The 18,463-nt window shown below is 52.3% G+C and carries 17 protein-coding genes and 1 pseudogene; 5 read left to right on the top strand and 13 right to left on the bottom strand.

Going from position 1 to position 18,463, the window contains the following annotated elements; translation table 11 throughout:
* Positions 1–136: 136 nt before the first annotated feature.
* Positions 137–2,308, bottom strand: a complete 2,172-nt coding sequence (locus CRO74_RS22590; protein ID WP_097129173.1) for a 3-hydroxyacyl-CoA dehydrogenase NAD-binding domain-containing protein — start codon at positions 2,306–2,308, stop codon at positions 137–139.
* A gap of 42 nt (positions 2,309–2,350) precedes the next feature.
* Here CRO74_RS22590 and CRO74_RS22585 point away from each other — a divergent pair, with 42 nt between their 5' ends.
* The gene (locus CRO74_RS22585) at positions 2,351–2,578 is read left to right on the top strand and encodes a hypothetical protein (RefSeq protein WP_097129171.1); all 228 of its coding nucleotides are present in this window, start codon (positions 2,351–2,353) and stop codon (positions 2,576–2,578) included.
* 235 nt (positions 2,579–2,813) lie between these two features.
* Positions 2,814–3,023, top strand: a complete 210-nt coding sequence (locus CRO74_RS32100; RefSeq protein ID WP_262508243.1) for a PIN domain-containing protein — start codon at positions 2,814–2,816, stop codon at positions 3,021–3,023.
* Here CRO74_RS32100 and CRO74_RS22575 read toward each other — a convergent pair.
* On the bottom strand, positions 3,020–4,228 hold the full coding sequence (locus CRO74_RS22575; protein WP_097129170.1) for an acetyl-CoA C-acetyltransferase: 1,209 nt from the start codon (positions 4,226–4,228) through the stop codon (positions 3,020–3,022). The genes CRO74_RS32100 and CRO74_RS22575 overlap by 4 nt on opposite strands.
* Before the next feature lie 189 nt (positions 4,229–4,417).
* Here CRO74_RS22575 and CRO74_RS32095 point away from each other — a divergent pair, with 189 nt between their 5' ends.
* Together CRO74_RS32095 and CRO74_RS32090 are read left to right on the top strand one after the other, a co-directional pair.
* The gene (locus CRO74_RS32095) at positions 4,418–4,678 is read left to right on the top strand and encodes a response regulator (RefSeq protein ID WP_245877956.1); all 261 of its coding nucleotides are present in this window, start codon (positions 4,418–4,420) and stop codon (positions 4,676–4,678) included.
* Between the two features lie 173 nt (positions 4,679–4,851).
* Positions 4,852–4,899 (top strand): annotated as a pseudogene (locus tag CRO74_RS32090) (hypothetical protein); the annotation flags it as partial.
* A gap of 64 nt (positions 4,900–4,963) precedes the next feature.
* Here the strand turns inward: CRO74_RS32090 and CRO74_RS31695 are convergent.
* On the bottom strand, positions 4,964–5,134 hold the full coding sequence (locus tag CRO74_RS31695) for a hypothetical protein (RefSeq protein WP_179830266.1): 171 nt from the start codon (positions 5,132–5,134) through the stop codon (positions 4,964–4,966).
* On the opposite strand from CRO74_RS31695, the gene CRO74_RS22565 reads away from it, so the two are divergent.
* The gene (locus tag CRO74_RS22565) at positions 5,129–5,440 is read left to right on the top strand and encodes a sensor histidine kinase (protein ID WP_179830271.1); all 312 of its coding nucleotides are present in this window, start codon (positions 5,129–5,131) and stop codon (positions 5,438–5,440) included. The genes CRO74_RS31695 and CRO74_RS22565 overlap by 6 nt on opposite strands.
* Positions 5,441–5,473: 33 nt before the next feature.
* On the opposite strand, the gene CRO74_RS32250 is transcribed toward CRO74_RS22565, so the two are convergent.
* From CRO74_RS32250 to CRO74_RS22520, 10 genes are all read right to left on the bottom strand, one after another.
* A complete protein-coding gene (locus tag CRO74_RS32250; protein WP_262508245.1) occupies positions 5,474–5,608 on the bottom strand; it encodes a hypothetical protein in 135 nt (44 codons plus the stop codon).
* A 264-nt stretch (positions 5,609–5,872) separates the two neighbouring features.
* Positions 5,873–6,880 carry a Hint domain-containing protein gene (locus CRO74_RS22560; protein WP_097129166.1) on the bottom strand — a complete coding sequence of 336 codons (1,008 nt, stop codon included), beginning with the start codon at positions 6,878–6,880 and terminating at the stop codon, positions 5,873–5,875.
* Positions 6,881–6,955: 75 nt separating this feature from the next.
* Positions 6,956–8,530, bottom strand: a complete 1,575-nt coding sequence (locus CRO74_RS22555) for a flavin monoamine oxidase family protein (protein WP_097129165.1) — start codon at positions 8,528–8,530, stop codon at positions 6,956–6,958.
* Positions 8,531–8,626: 96 nt separating this feature from the next.
* Positions 8,627–9,799: a pyridoxal phosphate-dependent aminotransferase gene (locus tag CRO74_RS22550; RefSeq protein WP_097129163.1), complete on the bottom strand. Its 1,173-nt coding sequence runs from the start codon at positions 9,797–9,799 to the stop codon at positions 8,627–8,629.
* Positions 9,800–10,147: 348 nt separating this feature from the next.
* Entirely contained in the window at positions 10,148–10,603 is a 456-nt protein-coding gene (locus tag CRO74_RS22545; protein ID WP_097129162.1) for a hypothetical protein, read from the bottom strand.
* A gap of 121 nt (positions 10,604–10,724) precedes the next feature.
* Complete coding sequence (locus CRO74_RS22540) at positions 10,725–12,713, bottom strand: S9 family peptidase (protein WP_245877955.1); 1,989 nt, start codon at positions 12,711–12,713, stop codon at positions 10,725–10,727.
* Positions 12,714–12,841: 128 nt separating this feature from the next.
* Positions 12,842–14,110 (bottom strand): aminotransferase class V-fold PLP-dependent enzyme, encoded by a 1,269-nt coding sequence (locus CRO74_RS22535; RefSeq protein ID WP_097129160.1) that lies wholly within the window; start codon positions 14,108–14,110, stop codon positions 12,842–12,844.
* Positions 14,111–14,199: 89 nt separating this feature from the next.
* Positions 14,200–15,585 carry a M20/M25/M40 family metallo-hydrolase gene (locus CRO74_RS22530; protein WP_097129159.1) on the bottom strand — a complete coding sequence of 462 codons (1,386 nt, stop codon included), beginning with the start codon at positions 15,583–15,585 and terminating at the stop codon, positions 14,200–14,202.
* Between the two features lie 198 nt (positions 15,586–15,783).
* On the bottom strand, positions 15,784–16,317 hold the full coding sequence (locus tag CRO74_RS22525; RefSeq protein WP_097129157.1) for a hypothetical protein: 534 nt from the start codon (positions 16,315–16,317) through the stop codon (positions 15,784–15,786).
* A gap of 96 nt (positions 16,318–16,413) precedes the next feature.
* Complete coding sequence (locus CRO74_RS22520) at positions 16,414–18,432, bottom strand: plastocyanin/azurin family copper-binding protein (protein WP_097129348.1); 2,019 nt, start codon at positions 18,430–18,432, stop codon at positions 16,414–16,416.
* Positions 18,433–18,463: the final 31 nt, after the last annotated feature.

Below are 18,463 nucleotides of genomic sequence, written 5' to 3'. Positions count from 1 at the left end.
TTTTAAACGCCATATCTTTATGATATAGCGTTTAAAAGCACCGCCCTTCAGCGCTAGTTGTGAGTTATTTGTGTTTGCTTGCGTCAGTAAATACTGACTACACAAACCGTTACGAATACAGACTCGCGCCAGGTCGTTAGCTAGCCAGTTCCTGCTTTCCGGCCCGCTCCCGCAGGGACTCTGTTGGGCGGAAGCGTTCGCCGTACTGGTCCGCCAGGCGATCCAGTGTTTGAACGAAGGTGTCGACGCCAACGAAATCCACGAATGAGACGGCTCCACCGGTATAGGCAGGAAAGCCCCAGGCCAGAATAGAGCCGAGGTCAGCATCGAGCTTGGTGCGGACTACGTTTTCTTCGAAGCAGCGGACGGCTTCGATGGCCTGCCGGTAAAGCAAACGCGTTTTTACCTCCTCTACCGTAGGCTGTTGTCCAGCTTGTGGAAACAGGTCCTGCAAACCCGGCCATAGTTTCTTGCTTCGGTCGTCCGCGTAATCGTAAAACCCGGCTTTGGCCTTCTTACCCGTTCGGCCCAGCTCAACGAACTGCTTCGCCACCTGATAACTGGTATCGTCTTCGCGAACGGCTCCGTCTTTGATGCCCTGTCCGGCAATTTTATAGACCAGATCCAGTGCTACTTCGTCCGTTACGGCCAGCGGACCAACGGGCATCCCGGCATCTTTTCCGGCATTCTCGATCAGAATCGGGTTAACGCCCTCTTTAAGCAGCTCCATCCCCTCCGCCGAATAAGTGCCAAAACACCGCGATGTGTAGAACCCACGTGCGTCATTGACGACAATGGGTGTTTTGCGGATTTTTCGGGTAAAATCCATCGCAACGGCCAGCGCATAATCCGACGTTTCTTTACCCACAATGATCTCCACGAGCATCATCTTGTCGACGGGCGAGAAGAAGTGAATGCCGATGAAATTCTCGGGTTTTGCCGATGCCTGCGCCAGTCCGCTGATGGGTAGGGTGGAGGTGTTGGAGCCAAATACACCCAACCCGTTTTCGGCCAGCGTGGGTTCGGCTTCTTTCGTTACCTGTGCTTTTAACTCGCGGTTCTCAAAGACCGCTTCAATAATAAGGTCGCAGCCCTGCAAATCCTGCAAATCGGCGGTGGGTTTAATCAGGTTCAGAATGCCATCTACTTTGGTTGGGTCAACTTTACCACGTTCGACGCCTTTCTGAAGCAGGTTCCGTGAATAGTCTTTTCCTTTTTCGGCTGCCTCGACTGATACGTCTTTCAGGACAACTTCAATCCCGGCCTGAGCCGACACATAAGCAATGCCCGCGCCCATCATGCCCGCGCCCAGAATGCCAAGCTTTTTAACATCCGTCTTCTGTTGGTCTTTGGGGCGGCTGGCTCCTTTATTGGCTTCGTTCATGCCCAGAAACATTGTCTGGATAAGGCTCTTCGCCACTTTTGAGGTTGCCACCTTCACAAAATGCCGGGCTTCGATCATCAGTGCCCGGTCGATGTTAACCTGTAAGCCTTCGTAGACACACGCCATTATTTCGAGCGGGGCGGGGTAGTTGCCTTTGGTTTTATCCATGAGCATGGCCGTGCCAGCGGCAAAGGTCTGGGCACCTACCGGACTCTGAATGTTGCCGCCGGGAACCTTGAAATTGTCCTTACCAACAATCTTTCCCGTTTTCCGATCAATCTCGTCCCAGGGTTTCAGAGGCTTTGACCCGGCGGACGTTCCGTTTGCTTCTATCCAGGCGCGGGCTTTGGCCATCATCTCGTCGGGGCTGTCGGCGATGTCGTCGATCATGCCGAGGTTCTTGGCTTCCTGAACACCCACTTTTTTGCCTTCCAGAATAAGCGGCAAAGCGGCCTGGATGCCAAGCATACGGGGGAGCCGCTGGGTACCACCGGCACCCGGTAGCAGGCCAATGGTCACTTCGACCAGACCAATCTGGGTCTTTGGATTATTCAGGGCTATGCGGTAGTGGCAGGCCAGGCAGATTTCGTAGCCGCCACCCAGTGCGGTGCCGTTAATGGCGGCAACGGTTGGCTTGCCCGATGTCTCGATACTACGGAACACCCGGTTCAGTTCAGTCGAAACCTTCAGCATCTCGGCGGGGGGGCTATCGTTGGCGCGAAGAATCATTTTCAGATCGGCACCGGCCACAAATTCGGGCTTTTCGGACGTTATAATCAGGCCCTTAACGGATTCATCGGCAAAGGCGCGTTGCAGAGCCGCGTCAAATGCCGGAATCGATTCGTCGTTGAGGACGTTCATGGGCGAGGTGGTCATCGCCCACGAAATGATGGCTATATGTTGGTCAACGGTGTAGGTGATCATGCTTGAAAAGTTTGTTGTATTTTTACCAAAAACAAAGATGACATGGGCGCTATCAGACTGATTCAAAAGCCGCAGAACGGCCAGATTACCTTTAAGGTGCCAGACGAAATGCGCGACGAGCCTATTATTGTCGAATTCAGGCCAGCTAAAGAAGAATCGCAACCTGAGGAAACAACAACACTAGCGGAGGCTTCTCAAGCATTCTTTGCGAAGCTCAATCGGGTTAAAATTGACTTTTCGGAAGAGGATTATAATGTTTATGAGCAGTAGAATCTTCTTGGACAGTTCTATTCTGGTTGAAAGCACTAAAGGAAATCGGACCGATTTATTTGATTATTTAGTTCTGAACGATAAATATGAAATCTGTATTAGCCAGATTGTTCTAAGCGAATACACATTTTACTTACTTATCATTGAAGGTGGTAAAGCTCCACTGACACTAAAGCGGGATAAAACAATTCCTGCCATCATTGAGTAGCACAATCCGGTCGAATTTTTGAGCAAAATGATCTTTCTTGAACCGGGTCCAGGCGTCATTCCTCTTTACCTGCATTATATGGAACAGTACAATCTGCTTCCGAACGACGCTCTCATTCTCGCTACCTGTAAACTCAATGGAATTGAGAAAATCGCCAGTTACGATGCTGACTTTGCGCCCGCTTGTTTAGGCGAAGGCATTCAGCTTATCCGCTCGGTCAGTGATATTGCTTCCTAATTAATCCGTTCAAAAATGGTGGCAATGCCCATGCCGCCCCCAATACACAACGTCGACAGGCCAAACTGCTTCCCCGAACGTTCCAGTTCATCGATCAGTGTCGCCGAGATAATGGCTCCCGTTGCGCCCAGCGGATGGCCCAGCGCAATGGCTCCTCCATTTACATTCAGCTTGCTGTGATCCACGCCAAACTCTTCCATGAAGAGTAGCGGCACGGCGGCAAAGGCTTCGTTTACTTCAAACAGATCAATATCACTGATGTTCATACCTGCCCGTTTGAGCACTTTGCGCGTGGCAGGAACCGGTCCCGTCAGCATGATCGTTGGTTCAGAACCCACAATGGCAAAGGCTTTGATTCGAGCGCGGGCTTTCAAGCCTGTTTTCTCCCCGAATTCCTGGCTACCAATCAACACCCCGGCAGCTCCATCAACAATCTGTGAGGAATTACCTGCGTGGTGAACGTGGTTGATTTTATCATACTGGGCGTATTTGAGCAGCGCAAGTGCATCTAAGCCCATTTTGCCCATAGCCTCGAAAGCGGGTTTGAGTTTGCCCAGGCTTTCCACTGTAGTGCCGGGACGGACACCCTCGTCGCGGTCTAACAGCGTCATGCCGATCTCATCTTTGAGGGGAACGAGGGTTTTATGAAAGCGATTATCCGCCTGCGCGTCTACCGCCCGACGGTACGACTCAGCCGCGAACGTGTCGACATCTGAGCGGGAGTAGCCGTATTTTGTAGCAATTAAATCGGCCGAAATGCCTTGCGGGACGATGTTATGACGAGCCACAATCTGCGGATTCATGAAGATAGCGCCCCCATCGGAGCCCATCGGCACCCGCGACATCGACTCAACACCACCGGCCACAATCGCATCCACTTGCCCCGACATGACATAGGCCGCAGCCATATTGATGGCTTCCAGCCCCGATGAGCAAAATCGGTTGAGCTGCACCCCGGCTACCGATTCGTCGTAACCGGCTTCGAGCGCGGCCGTTCGGGCAATGTCGGCTCCTTGCTCGCCAATGGGCGTTACACAACCCATGATCACGTCATCCACGAGCGAGGTGTCGAGTTGGTTGCGGTCGCGGAGTTCGCGCAGAACGCTGGTGAGGAGTTGGATGGGCTGTACATCATGCAGCGAACCGTCGCTCTTGCCCCGGCCCCTGGGTGTGCGAACGGCATCATAAATGAAGGCTTCTGCCATATTCTGGTTGAAAAATTAGTATGCATGCATACGGTTTTCGGTCTGGCAAAAATACGGCAAAAGTTGAATGGGGCAATGAGCTAGTATTAAATAGATTATTTCGCTTTTCGGTCGCGTATCCAGAAGCGTATCATCAGTATCCCAACTATATAAAATCTATTAACCTACCATTTATATACATTTTCTTCTATGAAGATATATACCCTAGTTGTCGATAATAATGCCAGTTGGCGGAAGACCATTGGCAAATTTGTTGACATGCATCCACTCCTGGAATTAGTCGATACCTGCGATTCGGCCATGGATGCGTATGCCAAAATGAAAGTGCATGACATAGACCTGCTGGTCTGCGATATTGAAATGCCCGATAAGCATGGCTCGGAGTCTACAGAATGGTCCGTTGGTCATCTTTGTGACATCACACGCCGAATATGCCCTCGGCTGTTATGACGTATCGCCGGTTGATTTCCTGTTGAAACCCTGGACCCTGAGCGGTTTATGCTCAGTATTGAGAAAGTAAAAAAACGACTTACTCTGGCTCCCGAAACGATTGCGTTAGCGCCGTTTTTTTTATCCGGGAAAACAACAACTACGTTCAGATTGGCTACCATGATGTGCTCTATATGAAGGCCCAGGAGCATTTTTTACAGATCATTACCAAAGAGAAGTCATATCTGCCCATGCTCTCGATCAGCAAAATGGAAGAGCAGCTCAAAGGTGATGTGTTCCTCTGCGTTACGGCAGCAACTGGCCCGCGCTACGGCTGCTATCGGCCGTACAACTCAATGCGACTAAAAATAAACTGTTCGCTATTTTGTCGCACGACTTGCGGTCGCCGGTGCGGTAGATGCCAGCCTGAAGGCCGACAAAAACCACCTCTCCGTTATTTGTCGGAACTTGTTGCAAAATGCTCTGAAGTTTACCCATGCGGGGGGCAGCGTATTGGTAAACTTCCAGGAAGATAATGGCTTCGGCCAACTCATTATTCGGGACACCGGTATTGGCATGGAACCCCAACTAGTAGCGGATCTATTTCGCCTGGACAAGCAAACATCGCGTTTGGGAACGGGCCGCGAGCAAGGTACAGGGCCGGGGCTTGTGCTGGTTAATGAGCTGGTCGATGTTAATCAGGGGGCCTTACAGGCAGTAAGCGAAGCTGGTAAAGGCACGACTTTCACGCTGACATTTGTTGCCGTAGCAATTACCCTGTAAGTACTCAACCTTCTTAGCTCGGTTGTAAAGGAATCAGCCAAAGGTGCCGAATCCATCGACGGATGAGCCGGTTTTGAGTGTGAGGAATTTGACATTGCCCAGCGTCTTGAGTTTGGGCGATTGATAAGCCCGCTTGGGCTGAGGTGTGGCGTGGGATGGTTTTTTCACAAGATACATGAATAGGTTTACTATGAACGATGACCAAAAGAACAGGTATTTCTCATTTAGTGCCAATATATGTATTAGTATACAAAATCGTAAATAAAGTACTAAAAATTTACAGGTAAAGTCTTTCTTCCCAATCCATATATGGTCTTTGTGCCAAATTTATTCAGGATTACTCTCCATTTTTCTAGTTGATAGAGCTGCTTACAAATAAAAAGCCCGCTGACTTACAGAGCGGGCTTTTAAAAAGAATGTTTGTAGGAAGGGTTATTTGTCCAACACTACGGTCTCACCAATTAGATAAGCACCGGTTTCGGTAGCCAGATTGTACACGGCCCTCACCGACCGGATGGCCGATTCTGTCTGAACGACTTTGTAACCAATAACACGATTGGTGGCTGCTTCATACCGATACAGGACCTCGCCTGCTTTTACTTCGCCCAATGCTTTGCGGCCAGTAGCGGTTAAAACAGGGTGATTGGCCGTCGCTTCCAGTAACGTAGGGGCACCGAGTGTGCTACGGGTGTCGGCAGTGAGTTCATTGATCGACGCCAGCCACACACCAGTCAGCTTGTAATCGGCATTTTTATGAATGTCTATCTTCGTGACGTGGGTTGGCGTCAGGGTTTTTGTTTTGGCATCGTAACCTAGTACGACATCGCCCGTTTTTACGTCGCTGATCGCTTTTGACGAGCCATCGGCTAGTGTAACAGGCGCATCGGCAGCGAAGCAAAAGTTATATTCTTCCTTTTTCTTGCCACCTTCTTCGGTTTTGCCCGCCCCACCCGATAGCAGATTCGCCATCTCGCGCGACAGCACGAACGTTAGCGTCGACATCAGGCCGGGTTCTTTCTCACCAACGTATTTCAGGTCGTCGATGTACGCATCCCACGCTTTCCGGTCGCCCGTGGCACCGGGAATCACGAAGGGTTTCACCTCGTTGGTTTTTGTGTTCTGGTAAATGGCCAGTAAGCCAAGCTCCTTGGTATCCTCCACCGTGAACACTTTGTACAGGTAAATCTTGCGCGTGATGCCATCACTGTAGGTAAACACATAGGCAGGGCGCTCTTCGTAGCGGTCCAGGATAAAGCCGCCCGATTTGAAATAGGTGTCTTTGTCAAGGTTGGCTACTTTAATGGCTTTGATCGCTTTCAGTTGCTCAACGGTCATGCTGGCACTGGCCGTAGCCGTTTGCGCCGATACACGCTGACTGAGTAGCTGCGTTGCCAGAGCGCAACACAGGAAAATCATAATAGAGAGCAGGTTGTTTTTCATGATTGTCGTCTGGGCCAAGCTCCAGCTTGGCCCGTCAATAATTATACGGCCAAGCTGGAGCTTGGCCCAGACTATTTATTTCTTTGTGTATTCACCCACTCGGGCGTGAAGTGCCTCGACCGTTCGGCGGGCCGATGTAAAGGCCCCAGCCATCCAGGCGGTTAAGTAGGTGGTGTGTTCGCCCGCGAAATAAATGTTGCCATCCGGTTCGAGCAGGGTTGCGTAATATTTTTTACGGGTGGCATCGTCGTACGTAGCCCAGCCACCACCACTGTACGGTAGGCGGTGCCAGGCCAGCGAGAATGAATTTTCAAATTCGGATGGGTATTGTGGGTGAATTTTACCCCCCTGAGCCAGTGCCATCTTCTCGCGTTCGGCAACGGGTAAGGCACCAATGGCTTCGGCCCGGCTGTAAAAGTTGTAATAGCCAATCAACACACCTTTCTTACCCTGCAAGCCGAAAGATGGGTACCAGATCTGGTTGATATCCATGTTGGTACGCGAAATGCCGCCATAAATACCGTCATCCTCTTCCCAGAAACGACGCTTAAACTGAAGCCCGATTTTGCCGGTTTTCATGTAAGGGACAAAGTCGGCCGCCCGTTTTACCGTGCCGGAGAGGTCAGATTCGAGGTTTTTAAGCATGGGCAAGGGCAGCGTACAAACGCAGAACTCGCCGGTAATCTCAACCGGCTTGCCATCTTTCTGGTACACCACCCGAACGCCGTTTTCGGTTTTTCGCAACTCACTGACCGGTGCATTGAAGAGGATTTTTCCGGTCAGCTTTTTCTCCAGTGCTTTGGGAATGGCATCCATACCGCCAACGGGCTGCAAGAGCGTCGCCTGCTGTTCGTAGGCGTAATCACCCACGTTATAGAAAACGGGCTGCATGAACCCCGAGCGAAGTAAATCCGTCAGGCCGTAAGGGTCGGTCTGGGTGCCGGGTGTCTGGCCCGCACCAGGATCGCTCTTGGCTTTATAACCCCGTCGGTTGGTGCCTTTGTAGAGATGAGCCGTGTTCAGGTCACCTTCATTTTTCAGGAAATCAATGAGCTTCTCAACATCCTCTTTCGTGAGTTGCTGATCGAGCGACGATTGATCGAGGGCTTTTGCCAGCAGTTCGGACGTGTACCCGCGCATGTCGAAATGATAGTCGCTGATGCGCATGCGCCGGTTGGCTAAATCGCCGGTACCGCCCTCATTGTAGAGGTAAGCGGATTCGTTGGCACCGTTAAAGATTTCGAGGGGTACACCCAGCTCACGGCAGTATTGCAGGGTAATCTGGTGGTGGTGCGGAATACGGGCGGCTCCACCGTTGAAATAAAGACCGTTTTCGAACGAACAGGTTTGCGGGGTTCCTCCTGCCAGTTCGGTTTCTTTTGTACCACCCCGAACCGTCCAGACGCGCCCGCCGGAGCGGGACCGGGCTTCCAGTACGGTACAGTCGTAGCCTAGTTTACCCAGTTCATAGGCAGTGGTCATACCGGCCAAACCGGCCCCTAACACAATCACTTTACGTCCTTTTCCGTCACGCCCTTTCCCGTTGGCAGGTAAGTCGAGAGCCGATGCCGGTGCAGGATGCAACATTCCCCAGGCCAGCAAACTGGCATAACTGGCACTCGTTGAATTAATAAAGTCTCTTCGTGTCATTCCTTTTCAGTAATAGGAGCGAGGAGTTAGGAGCGAGAATAAGAACCTGCCTCAGCAAAACTCCTACCTCCTCGATCCTATCTCCTACCTCCTTTTTTAGCCAACTACCTTTTTAAATCCATCAATGAACATGGCCATTTCGTCCATGGTCCCCACACTAACGCGGCAATACGGCTGGCCGTTGAAGTCGCGGGTTTGAATACCGATGCCCTGTGCAAACATCTGATTGCTGAAGGCTCCCGTTTTCATTCGAATTGGGAAGAGAATGAAATTCGTATACGATGGAATGACCTCATAGCCCATGTTGGTCAGGGCTTTGGTGGTGTAATCGCGAGCTTTGGCGTTTTCGGTCCGGCAATGGTCCTGCCAGGCTACATCTTTATAGCTGGCGATACCGGCCATCAGGGTCGTAATGCTGACGTTACCTTCGGCACCGATGTACTGATGCAACGTTTTCAGCATTTCGGGCTGGGCCATGGCGTAGCCTAAACGCAGTCCGGCAAAGCCGTGAATCTTGGAGAAAGTACGGGCCTGGATAATATTCAGCCCTTCGGCCACCAGTTTGCCGAGCATGGGCCGGTCGGTAGGCGATAAAAAGTCAATGTAGGCTTCGTCGAGGAAGACGGGCACTTTGGGCGCCACTTCGCGACAGAACGCTTCAAGTTCGGCAGGCGACAGGATTGTACCCGTTGGGTTATTGGGGTTCACGATGTACACCAGCTTTACGTCGGGCGTAAGGGCGGCTTTCAGCGCGGGCAGATCAAACTTGAAATCCTTCGTTAAGGGGATGGGCTTGATGGTGGCGCCGAATTTGGTGGTTTTATCCAGCAGGTCGTCGTAGGTAGGGCGGCAGGTAAGGATCGTGCCTCCTCCTTTGGCGAAGTGTTCGGCGGCAGCCAGTAGGATGTCCGACGAACCCGGCGACATCAGAATATTTTGAGGTTTTACACCTTCATTGTCACTGATCAACTTCTTCATCGGACCAAACTCCATCCAGGCGTAACGATTGCCAATTTCGGCCGCTTTCATGATGGCATCTTTCGCACTCTGCGAGATTCCCAGCGGATTTTCATTGGCAAGTAACCGAACCTTCAGTTTGGACATTTTCTCAAATGGGTCGTCGGTAAAGGCAAACTCATTTGTAAATCCGGAAGCTAAAGGGGCGTTAGGACTGCCAGCGGTAGATGGTGTAAACCGGCTCAAACCAAGACCAGCAGTGAGAAGGCCGCTGGCGCGAAGCCAGTCCCGACGAGATAGTTGTGATGACATATTTGTAGGTTTTTGTACTTATCAGGGATAAAATAAAAGTAAAACAAAATCTAACTCTTTAGTAGATAGGGTTTTGTGAAAGTACGAATTAATGCCAATAAAAAGCTAGTTTTAATAGCGAATACCATTTAAAATATTTTGCTGATTGCGCATTAGTCAGAATTATAAATGACCTTGGGTAGGTTTGTTAGAATATTTAACGCTTATTCGGCTAAACTTCATTTTGCCGCCCCAGTCTACAAGAGGTGCATCGGCTTCGTATATATCAGTCTCGTAACAGCACAGAAAAAGGACAGTGTGTCGACACTGTCCTTTTTATAAAGAATGAATGAGTATGTAGAGAACGTCTTACTTTCTGTAAATCAACTGAACTTGACCAACAGCTGTAGCCGTCGACGATACGGGAAGAGTATAGCTAACGGGAGCTGATGCGGCCAGCTCCTCAATATTCTTGGTTTTAGAATACGTGTATGTTTCCTGACTACCCGCGTCGTATTTCAGGGTGAGTGTGTTGTCGGTGAATTCCCAGGTTCCACTGGCATCATCAACCGTTACACTTTTATAGTTTTCGTTAAAGGTGTTATCTGAATAAACATCGATGGTAGACCCGAATGACTCAAAATAATATAAGTCCAGGGCCGCTCCGTTTATGTTTGCTGAGGCAGGAAAGCCGCTCAACAAACCCCGGTTCAATTCCCAGCGCCCTACCACGGCTGGTGGTGGTGCCGGATCACTATTCTTATTACAGGAAGTCAGCCCTATGAATGAGACAACCAGGCAGAACACATATACATAATGCTTCATAAACAATTGATTTTCAGTAAAGTCAAAACGAAACAGGGACAAGTGATGGTAAGCTACAAAAAATAATAATAGAGCACTACCCTCAATACGCTAAAAACACACTTATTGATGCAATGAACACTTACATTGTTTTTGGCTTCAGGTACTTGTCGAACCATTGCAGGTACCGGTCAATCCGATCTTTCTGGTAACTGGGAACGGAGATGCCGTGAAACTGGCCCGGATAGATAATCAACTGAGTAGGGATTCCCAACGACCGGAGGGCCTGAAACATCTGCTCGCTGCCTGCCGTCGGTACGTTAAAGTCCTTTTCGCCTGCCATAAATAGCGTTGGGGTTTTGATGCGGTCGGCTTTTAAGAACGGGTACGATAATTTCAGCCATTTGTCGGTGTTTTTCCAAGGCGCACCCAGTTCTGTTTCGTACTGGTTGGTGTACTGGTCGATGCCGTACATGGACAGTTGCAGGGAGCTACCGGCTCCGCTGGCTGCGGCCTTAAACCGGGTGTCGGTGGCGATGGTGTAGTTGGTCAGGATGCCGCCGTAACTCCAGCCGCCAATGCCCAGCCGTTCGGGGTCAGCAATGCCTTTCTCAACCACATAATCAGTAGCGCCCAGAATATCCAGCACTTCTTTGTTGCCCCAGTCGGCATAAATGGCTTTGGTATAATCGAGGCCCCGGCCATTGCTGCCCCGGTAGTTGACCGCCACTACGGCATAGCCGCCAGCCGCCAGCAGTTGCCGGGTCAGGTCGAAGTTGAACTCATCCTGCGAGACGGGTCCGCCATGAATAAAGAAAATGGTAGGCATTTTCTTGTTGGCGGGTGCGTTGGCAGGCTTGTACAGTACATTGGAGACCTGCGCCCCGTCTTTGCTCTTCGACGTGAATCCTTCTACCGTGGCCAGTTCAAGCGGGGCCAGAAAGGCATCGTGCGCATGGGTAAGCCGACGTGGTGCGCCCGATTCAACGGCGTATAACTCGCCAGGCGTTTGCGGATCGCTCATTAGGGTGAGCCAACTGCCACTTGCCACGGGCTCCAACTCCGTAAATACCCGGTTGCCGGTGATAACTTTGGTAAACTTGCCATCCAGCGTATACTGGCCTACGTAGGTTTGTCGGTCGTCCTGCACCAGTACACCAATGGTCTGTCCGTCTTTCGCCCAGCGTGGATTACGAACGGGTCGGTCCAGTGCTTTCGAGAGGAGGGTCGGCTCACCACCATCGCGGCTGATCACGGCAAGAACAGGCTGGTCGTACATCAGGAAGTTGCCCGATGCCGTGGAGCGGGTGTAGGCAATACGCTTGCCGTCGGGGCTCCATTCGGGATTGTTGTCGGAGCCGGGCCAGGTGGTCAACTGCTTCATGGCAGCCCCTTTTTTTGCGTCGATGACGTAAATATCCGTGTTCTGATTCCGGTCGGGGTCTTCGGTCCGGTTACTGACAAACGCCAGCTGCGACCCATCCGGCGACCAAGTGGGCGATGTTTCGTCGTAGTTGCCCGTTGTCAGCGTATCCAGTTTCTTCGACGTTACATCGTAGATATAGAGGTGAACGGAGCCTTTTTCCAGATAGCCTTTCACGTCGGCCTTGAAGTGGTAGCGATCCAGCACATACGGCTTGCGGACTTTGGTTTTGGCCGAATCGGCATAGTCGGGGTCACGAAGTACCATCGCAATCTTCTTCCCATCCGGCGACCAGACGTAGTCTTCCAGATCGGTTTTAAGATCGGTCAGTTTCTTCGCTTCGCCACCCCGGCGGTCCATCAGCCATATTTGCCCTTTGGTAGCACCTTGCCGGGCAGATACGAACGAAAGGTATTTGCCGTCGGGGCTGAACCGCGCTCTCGACTCGCCCTCGGGGGTGTTGGTGAGTTGAACGGATTCTTTGCCGTCCCAGCTCACCATCCACAGGTCGGAGTTTCGTTTGTCTTTGGTCGTGTCAACGGTCGACAGGCCATACGCCACCCATTTGCCATCGGGCGAAATCTGGGGGTCGCTCAGGCTTTGGAGTCGATAAATATCTTTTGAGTTGATCGGCCGTTTTTTTACGGGCGTCTGGGCCACACTCATAAGCGATGAGAGGGCGAAAAGGAAAAAGAGAATTCGGTTCATGGGGTGATTAATTGAATGTACCCACGGATCGGGCCGCGTTCGGCTTTAGTCCGTGTATTGCTAAACATGGTTAACTACATTACGAGCTAAGGATTATAAAAGGTCATGGGCTGAAGCCCGTGGGTACGTTATATTGCCAGTTCGTTCAACGCTTTCACAAAAGCGTCTAACTCAGCGGTGGTAGTGTATACGTGGGGCGTTACGCGCACGCCCTGCACCGGGGGCGAGTCGATGGCGACGGTAAATATCCTGTATTTGTCGAGCAATACTTTCGCCAGTTCGGCGGGCGTTTTTCCAGCAATACCTACGTTGGCGATTGCGCAGGAACGGGCTGGTGCTTCGGGCGTGTTGAGGATGATTTTCGGGTTGTGGCGTACCTGATCGGTCCAGTAGCGTTGCAGATACCGCAGTCGGGCTTCCTTGCGTTCGATGCCAATGCGTTCGTGGAATTTAATGGCGTCCTGAATGGCAAGATCGGTAGCGACCGGGTGCGTTCCGGTATGATTCAGTTTGCGGATGTCGTTGTCGGGAACGCTGCTGTCGGCAAACATGGGCCAGATACCGGCAACTTTATCTTTGCGAACATACAGCATACCCGCACCCAATGGCGTACCGAGCCATTTGTGTAAACTGCTGGCGTAGTAATCGCAGTCACCGAGATCGGCTAGCTTAAAGTTCAACTGGGCAAAGGCGTGCGCTCCATCGACCAGCACCTCAACGCCGTGCTTATGCACCATCTCCGTGATCTGGCGAATGGGCAATATCTGACCGGTGATATTGACCATATGGCAAACCATCAGGAGCCGGGTTTTGGGGGTAATGGCTTTTTCGTACAGGCTGACCAGCTCTTCGTCAGATTTTGGGTGATTAGGCAACGAAAGCGTCCGGTTCACAATCCCGTGCCGCCGGGCCTGAAGCTTGAACATATCCTGCATGGCCCCATAATCCTGCTGCGCCATAATGGCCTCGTCGCCCGCTTTCCAGGTCAGTCCCCCAATAACGGTATCCAGCGATTCGGTGGTGTTTCGGGTAATAATCAGCTCGTCGGGCGAACAGCCCAGCAGCCTGGCCAGTTGCGTTTGGGATTCCCGTTTATCATCGAACTGGCGCGTCCGCATGTAATAGGACGATACCGAATTTATCCGCTGAATGTGTTTTAGGTAACTGTCCATCACGGGCTGTGCCGCCAGCGAATAGTACCCGTTTTCGAGCTGGATAAAGTCCTTCGTAACGGGGTAAGCCGCCCGAATATCAACCCAGAAATCCTCCTTCCGGGCCAGGGTTGCCGATGGCACGTTCGCCACCTTCGCCAGCGTTTCATCCAAGCCCGCCCAGGTTGATAAAGCGGCTGTTCTGGCGAGTGACTTCAGAAATTGACGTTTGGAGACAGTGGACATGGTTGATACGGAGCGGGTTAGGTGATAGGTATACAGTAGGGTCAACAGGAAAAACTATCAGCCACCGCTAAAGCGGTGGGCTGGATATATTACCGCAAATTCGGGACGGGTAATACCGGCAAGCTCTCATTCCCATCCTCACTCACGGCCTGCACGGCGAAATAATAATTGTCTTTCGAATAGGGGAGCGTCATGCCGAGTTTGGTGGTGAAGAATTTCTTCTGCCAGAACGGCCAATACGTTTCCCGCATGAGTACATAATAGCCTTTCACTTTGCCTGTTAAGGGTGCCTGCCAGTATAGCACCGTCGCGTTGGTGAGGTTCCGAACATCCACCGTCACTTTCTGGGGTACCGCCGGGGCTTTGGCCAGATTGGCGAGCGTGGCCAGGTTGATCGCCGTGTTTTTGCGGAGGTATTCGAAATCCATGAACTTCGGGTGGTCGCCGTATTCGATTCCATTTTCGGTGCGTAGGTCCTGGTGCTGGTGTTCATAGTTTTCGTTCATCTCGGTCAGACGAACGGCGGCAAAACCGCGTTGCACGTAGGGTGTATGGTCGCCCCCGCGCAGGTAACGGTCATTGCGGTACACCATCACGACTTCCAGATTTTCGACGTAGCGTTCACCCACTTCTTTTAGGTAACGCGCCAGGGTGCGGGCTTTGCCGTCGTTTTCATTGCCGAACTGACGGATTTGCCCGATACGGCCGGTGGTATCTTTCATCAGATTGCCCGGTAGCCCTTCGCTGAATACCCGGATGCGGGTGTTGTCGATGATACGGGTATCGCTGCTGTTGTTGCTGCCCATGATGTCGTTGTTGAGCACCGCTTCGAGGTTCCACTTCTCCTTGACGGCCCGTTCCGACAAGTGTTCGGCCCCTAACAAGCCCTGCTCTTCGCCCGTTAGCGTCACGAAAATGACCGTGGCGGGGAAAGACGATTTGCTCATAACCCGGCATAATTCAATCACGGCCGCCGTTCCCGATCCATCGTCGTTGGCACCCGGCGCGTCCGATTCGCGGTTCATCACGTTGGTTACGCGGCTGTCCATGTGGCCCTGCACAATGAAAACGCGGGTGTCGGTGGGATCAGTACCTTTCAGGGTGGCCATCACGTTGCCCATATTAGCGGGTTTATCTACCCGCCGACCGTCGGGCTGGAGTGTCCAGGTATCGAGCATGGCGGTCATTCGTCCGCCCGACTGTTTGGCATATTGGTTGAATTTGCCGAGAATCCACTGTCGGGCGGCACCCAGGCCTTTTTTGCCCACCTGCGTCGTGGCATCGGCGGGTACGCTCAGCGTATGGCGGGTGCCGAAACTGACGAGTCCATTGATATGAGCCCGGAGGCTATCGGCCGAGATCTGGCTGACGAGATCCGCGATTTGGGGGTCGCGGTTAACAATTGTTTGGGCGTTGAGTAGGGGTGAAAAAAGAATGAAAGCGATAAAAAGAAGACGCGATGGTTTTATTTGCATGAGTTTGCTGATTGAATCAGCGAAGCTACTAAAAAAGCGCAAACCAGCCTAGTTTGCGCTTTTTAGAATATCAGTGCCAACGAATATTTTGTAGATCAGTAATCAGGCCGAATAAAGTAAGAAGCCGTTTTCTTGTGGCTCCATTCGCATCCACGCTTTTTTGTTTGTATGTAATCGGTATATCCTGCGGATATCAACTTAAAACCCATACGAAACCCCTACCCCCGCAGCCAGTGAGCCCGTTAGGGGTACGGGAGCCAGCGACATGCCTATTCTGGGTTGGCGAAGTAAATCATTATACCGGGTTACGGCCTTGTTGATTTGCCCGTTGCCAACAATCGAGAGGGTTAGCGATGCTGCGATGGAGCCGCCATAAATGGTCCAATAGGTGCCCCCGGTGCGGTTACTGCTCAATAAAATATAGGCCAGCGGTAAGAGGGCCGTTAGTCGGCTCAGGGTGGTGAGGGTACGAAAGGTCTGAAACCGGTGGCTAACCGTTGGGTCGTTAAGTTCGTAGAACGGAATCTCCAGCGAATAGGGGGATGACAGGCGCTTGCCACCGTAAAAGTAGACGCTTCCCAGCGACGATGACCCATATGCCCGCTCAATAGGCAGCAGATGCGCCGGAATAGGCATGGCCCGGTAATGAGCAGTGTCTTCGTCGCGTCGGCGCTGGGCGTTGGCAACCTGTAAGCTAAAAAGCAGGACGATGAGTAGTAAAGTGGTTCGCATAGGGATAGAACGGAGAATCAGTCGATTAGACGTTCGGATTGGGTAAAATAATGACGCTCTCGACGAGAGCGTCATTATCTGGTACAAGCGGCAACCTTATTTCACCACTTTCAGTGTGCCCTGCATCAGTGACGAGTGGCCGGGGAAGGAGCAGACGAACTGGTAATCACCCGGCTCGGCAGGAGCCAGAAAATAGATCGTTTCCGAAGTTTCGGGCTGCAAGATATTCGTGTGATACAGCACGTTAGGCGTGGCGGGTACGTAGTTCATTTTCGGGCCATTAAGATTGAGCCGAAGGGCGGCATCGCCAACGGCATTGGCCGCGCCCGGTTTCGTGATCACGAAATTGTGCAGCATGTCGTCGTTGTTGTTGAACACGAGCTTGATCCGGCTGCCTGCTTTTACTTCCAGCTTATCCGTATCAAATTTCAGGCCGGGTTTCGTGCCCACCGTCAGCGTTTGGTCGGCACCGTTGGTCCAGTCGGCGGGCATGGCTACCGTCCGTTTGGCATTCACCGATTTAACGTTTTTGCTGGTTGTGGCGGCTGCTTTCTTTTCGGTCGCCATCATCTCCGCATGGTCGTGTTTGGCCATGGCCACCGCGCGTGCGGGCAGGGTCAGTTTTTCGCCAGGCGCAATGGCGTTGAGCGTATAATAACCAACCGAGTGCAACAGGGGCATACCCGACGCCGACCGGACGCCCTCGGCCTTTACTTCATGAATGTAGCCCTCACGCAGAACGGTGTCGGCCACGATTCGGGCACTCAGGCCATCGGGAGCCACTACAACACCCCGAATGGGCACCGGACGGGCATTTTCGATGGGGCTTCCGTAGGTTCTGTGGTACTTGTAGGTGAAACTGTTCAGGCTGTAGCTCTCGGGGCTTTCGGCGGCTTTCCGGTCGACGGGGGCGGTGAAGGTGACCTCGAAACCATCGGGTTTGGAGGTGATGGTCTTCATCTCGAACGGCATTTTACCCGTCCAGACCAGCCGCTGAATACCATACGGGTCTTTGCCCGTAGCGGCCCAGCCCCGGCTCGTCATACCCACGAACATCGAACCATCCTGACCCCAAACGGTGCGGATAATACCCGACTGAAATCCTTCGCGGAATGGGAAGCAGGCCCCCTGCCACTCCCCGTTGACTTTCTCCAGCGCTACCCGCATAATTTTACTGTGCCCCTGGTCGCCCACGAACAGTTGCCCGGCAAACGGGCCGAAAGCGCCTTTGGTGGTGTCTTCCTTAAAATCTGAGGTCGAAATACCCATCAGCGTGTGCGGAAACCAAACGGCGGGCACCTTTAATTCTTTAACAGTTTTGGCTACCTCAAACATGGGTTTGCCTGTGCTGGGTACCTCTTCCGGCTTGAGCGACAAAGGCGAACCCGGCTCGCCCGACCAGCGCAGACCGGCCGGATTACCGGCAAAAGCCCCTTTCGTCAGGTTGGTCATCCGCCCCGAGCCAACCCAGTCGCCCTGGTTTTCGGTGTAGAAAATGCTGCCGTCGTGCAGAATGCCGAATCCGGCGGGCGACCGAAGGCCCGTTGCCCAGGGCGTCATTTCGCCGTTTTCGGTGAGTTTAAGCATCCAGCCGCGCCATTTGGCCAGGCTGGCCCCATAGCCGATCCAGTCGAGGTTGAGGGTAATGATCATGTCGCCGTCGGGCAGCAGTACGGGCCCGTAGCTGTACTCGTGGTAATTGCCCGATAGCGGCCATTTGTAGAATGAACTGTATTCGTCGGCCACATCGTCGCCATCGTTATCGACCAGCTTGGTGACTTCACCCCGCTGCGTACAAAGGAAGTAGCCTTTTGGGTGCCACATGAGGCCCAGCGGCTCGTGCAAACCCGAGGCAAATTTTTTGTAGGTCGGTACGCGGCTTCCCTGCATGTAGGGGTTGCTGATGATCCAGACCTCGCCCCGGCGGGTACAAACGGCCAAACGGCCATCGGGCAGGGGAGCCAGTCCGCCTACTTCGAGTTTGATGGTTTCCGGAATCGGTAAGGTTACGATTCGGTAGTAATCCTCTTCCGTAGCCGGGCGCTGGGCCAGGGCGAAAGAGAGGGGAAATAAAAGCGCAAGAAGAAGACCGGGTAGGGTCAGTAATTTTTTCATAGTCTGATTGTGTTCAGGACGTATACTGGTA

The sequence above is a fragment of the Spirosoma fluviale genome (genome assembly GCF_900230225.1).
Taxonomy (GTDB): Bacteria; Bacteroidota; Bacteroidia; order Cytophagales; family Spirosomataceae; genus Spirosoma; species Spirosoma fluviale.
This window is presented reverse-complemented; position numbering and strand designations above follow the sequence as displayed.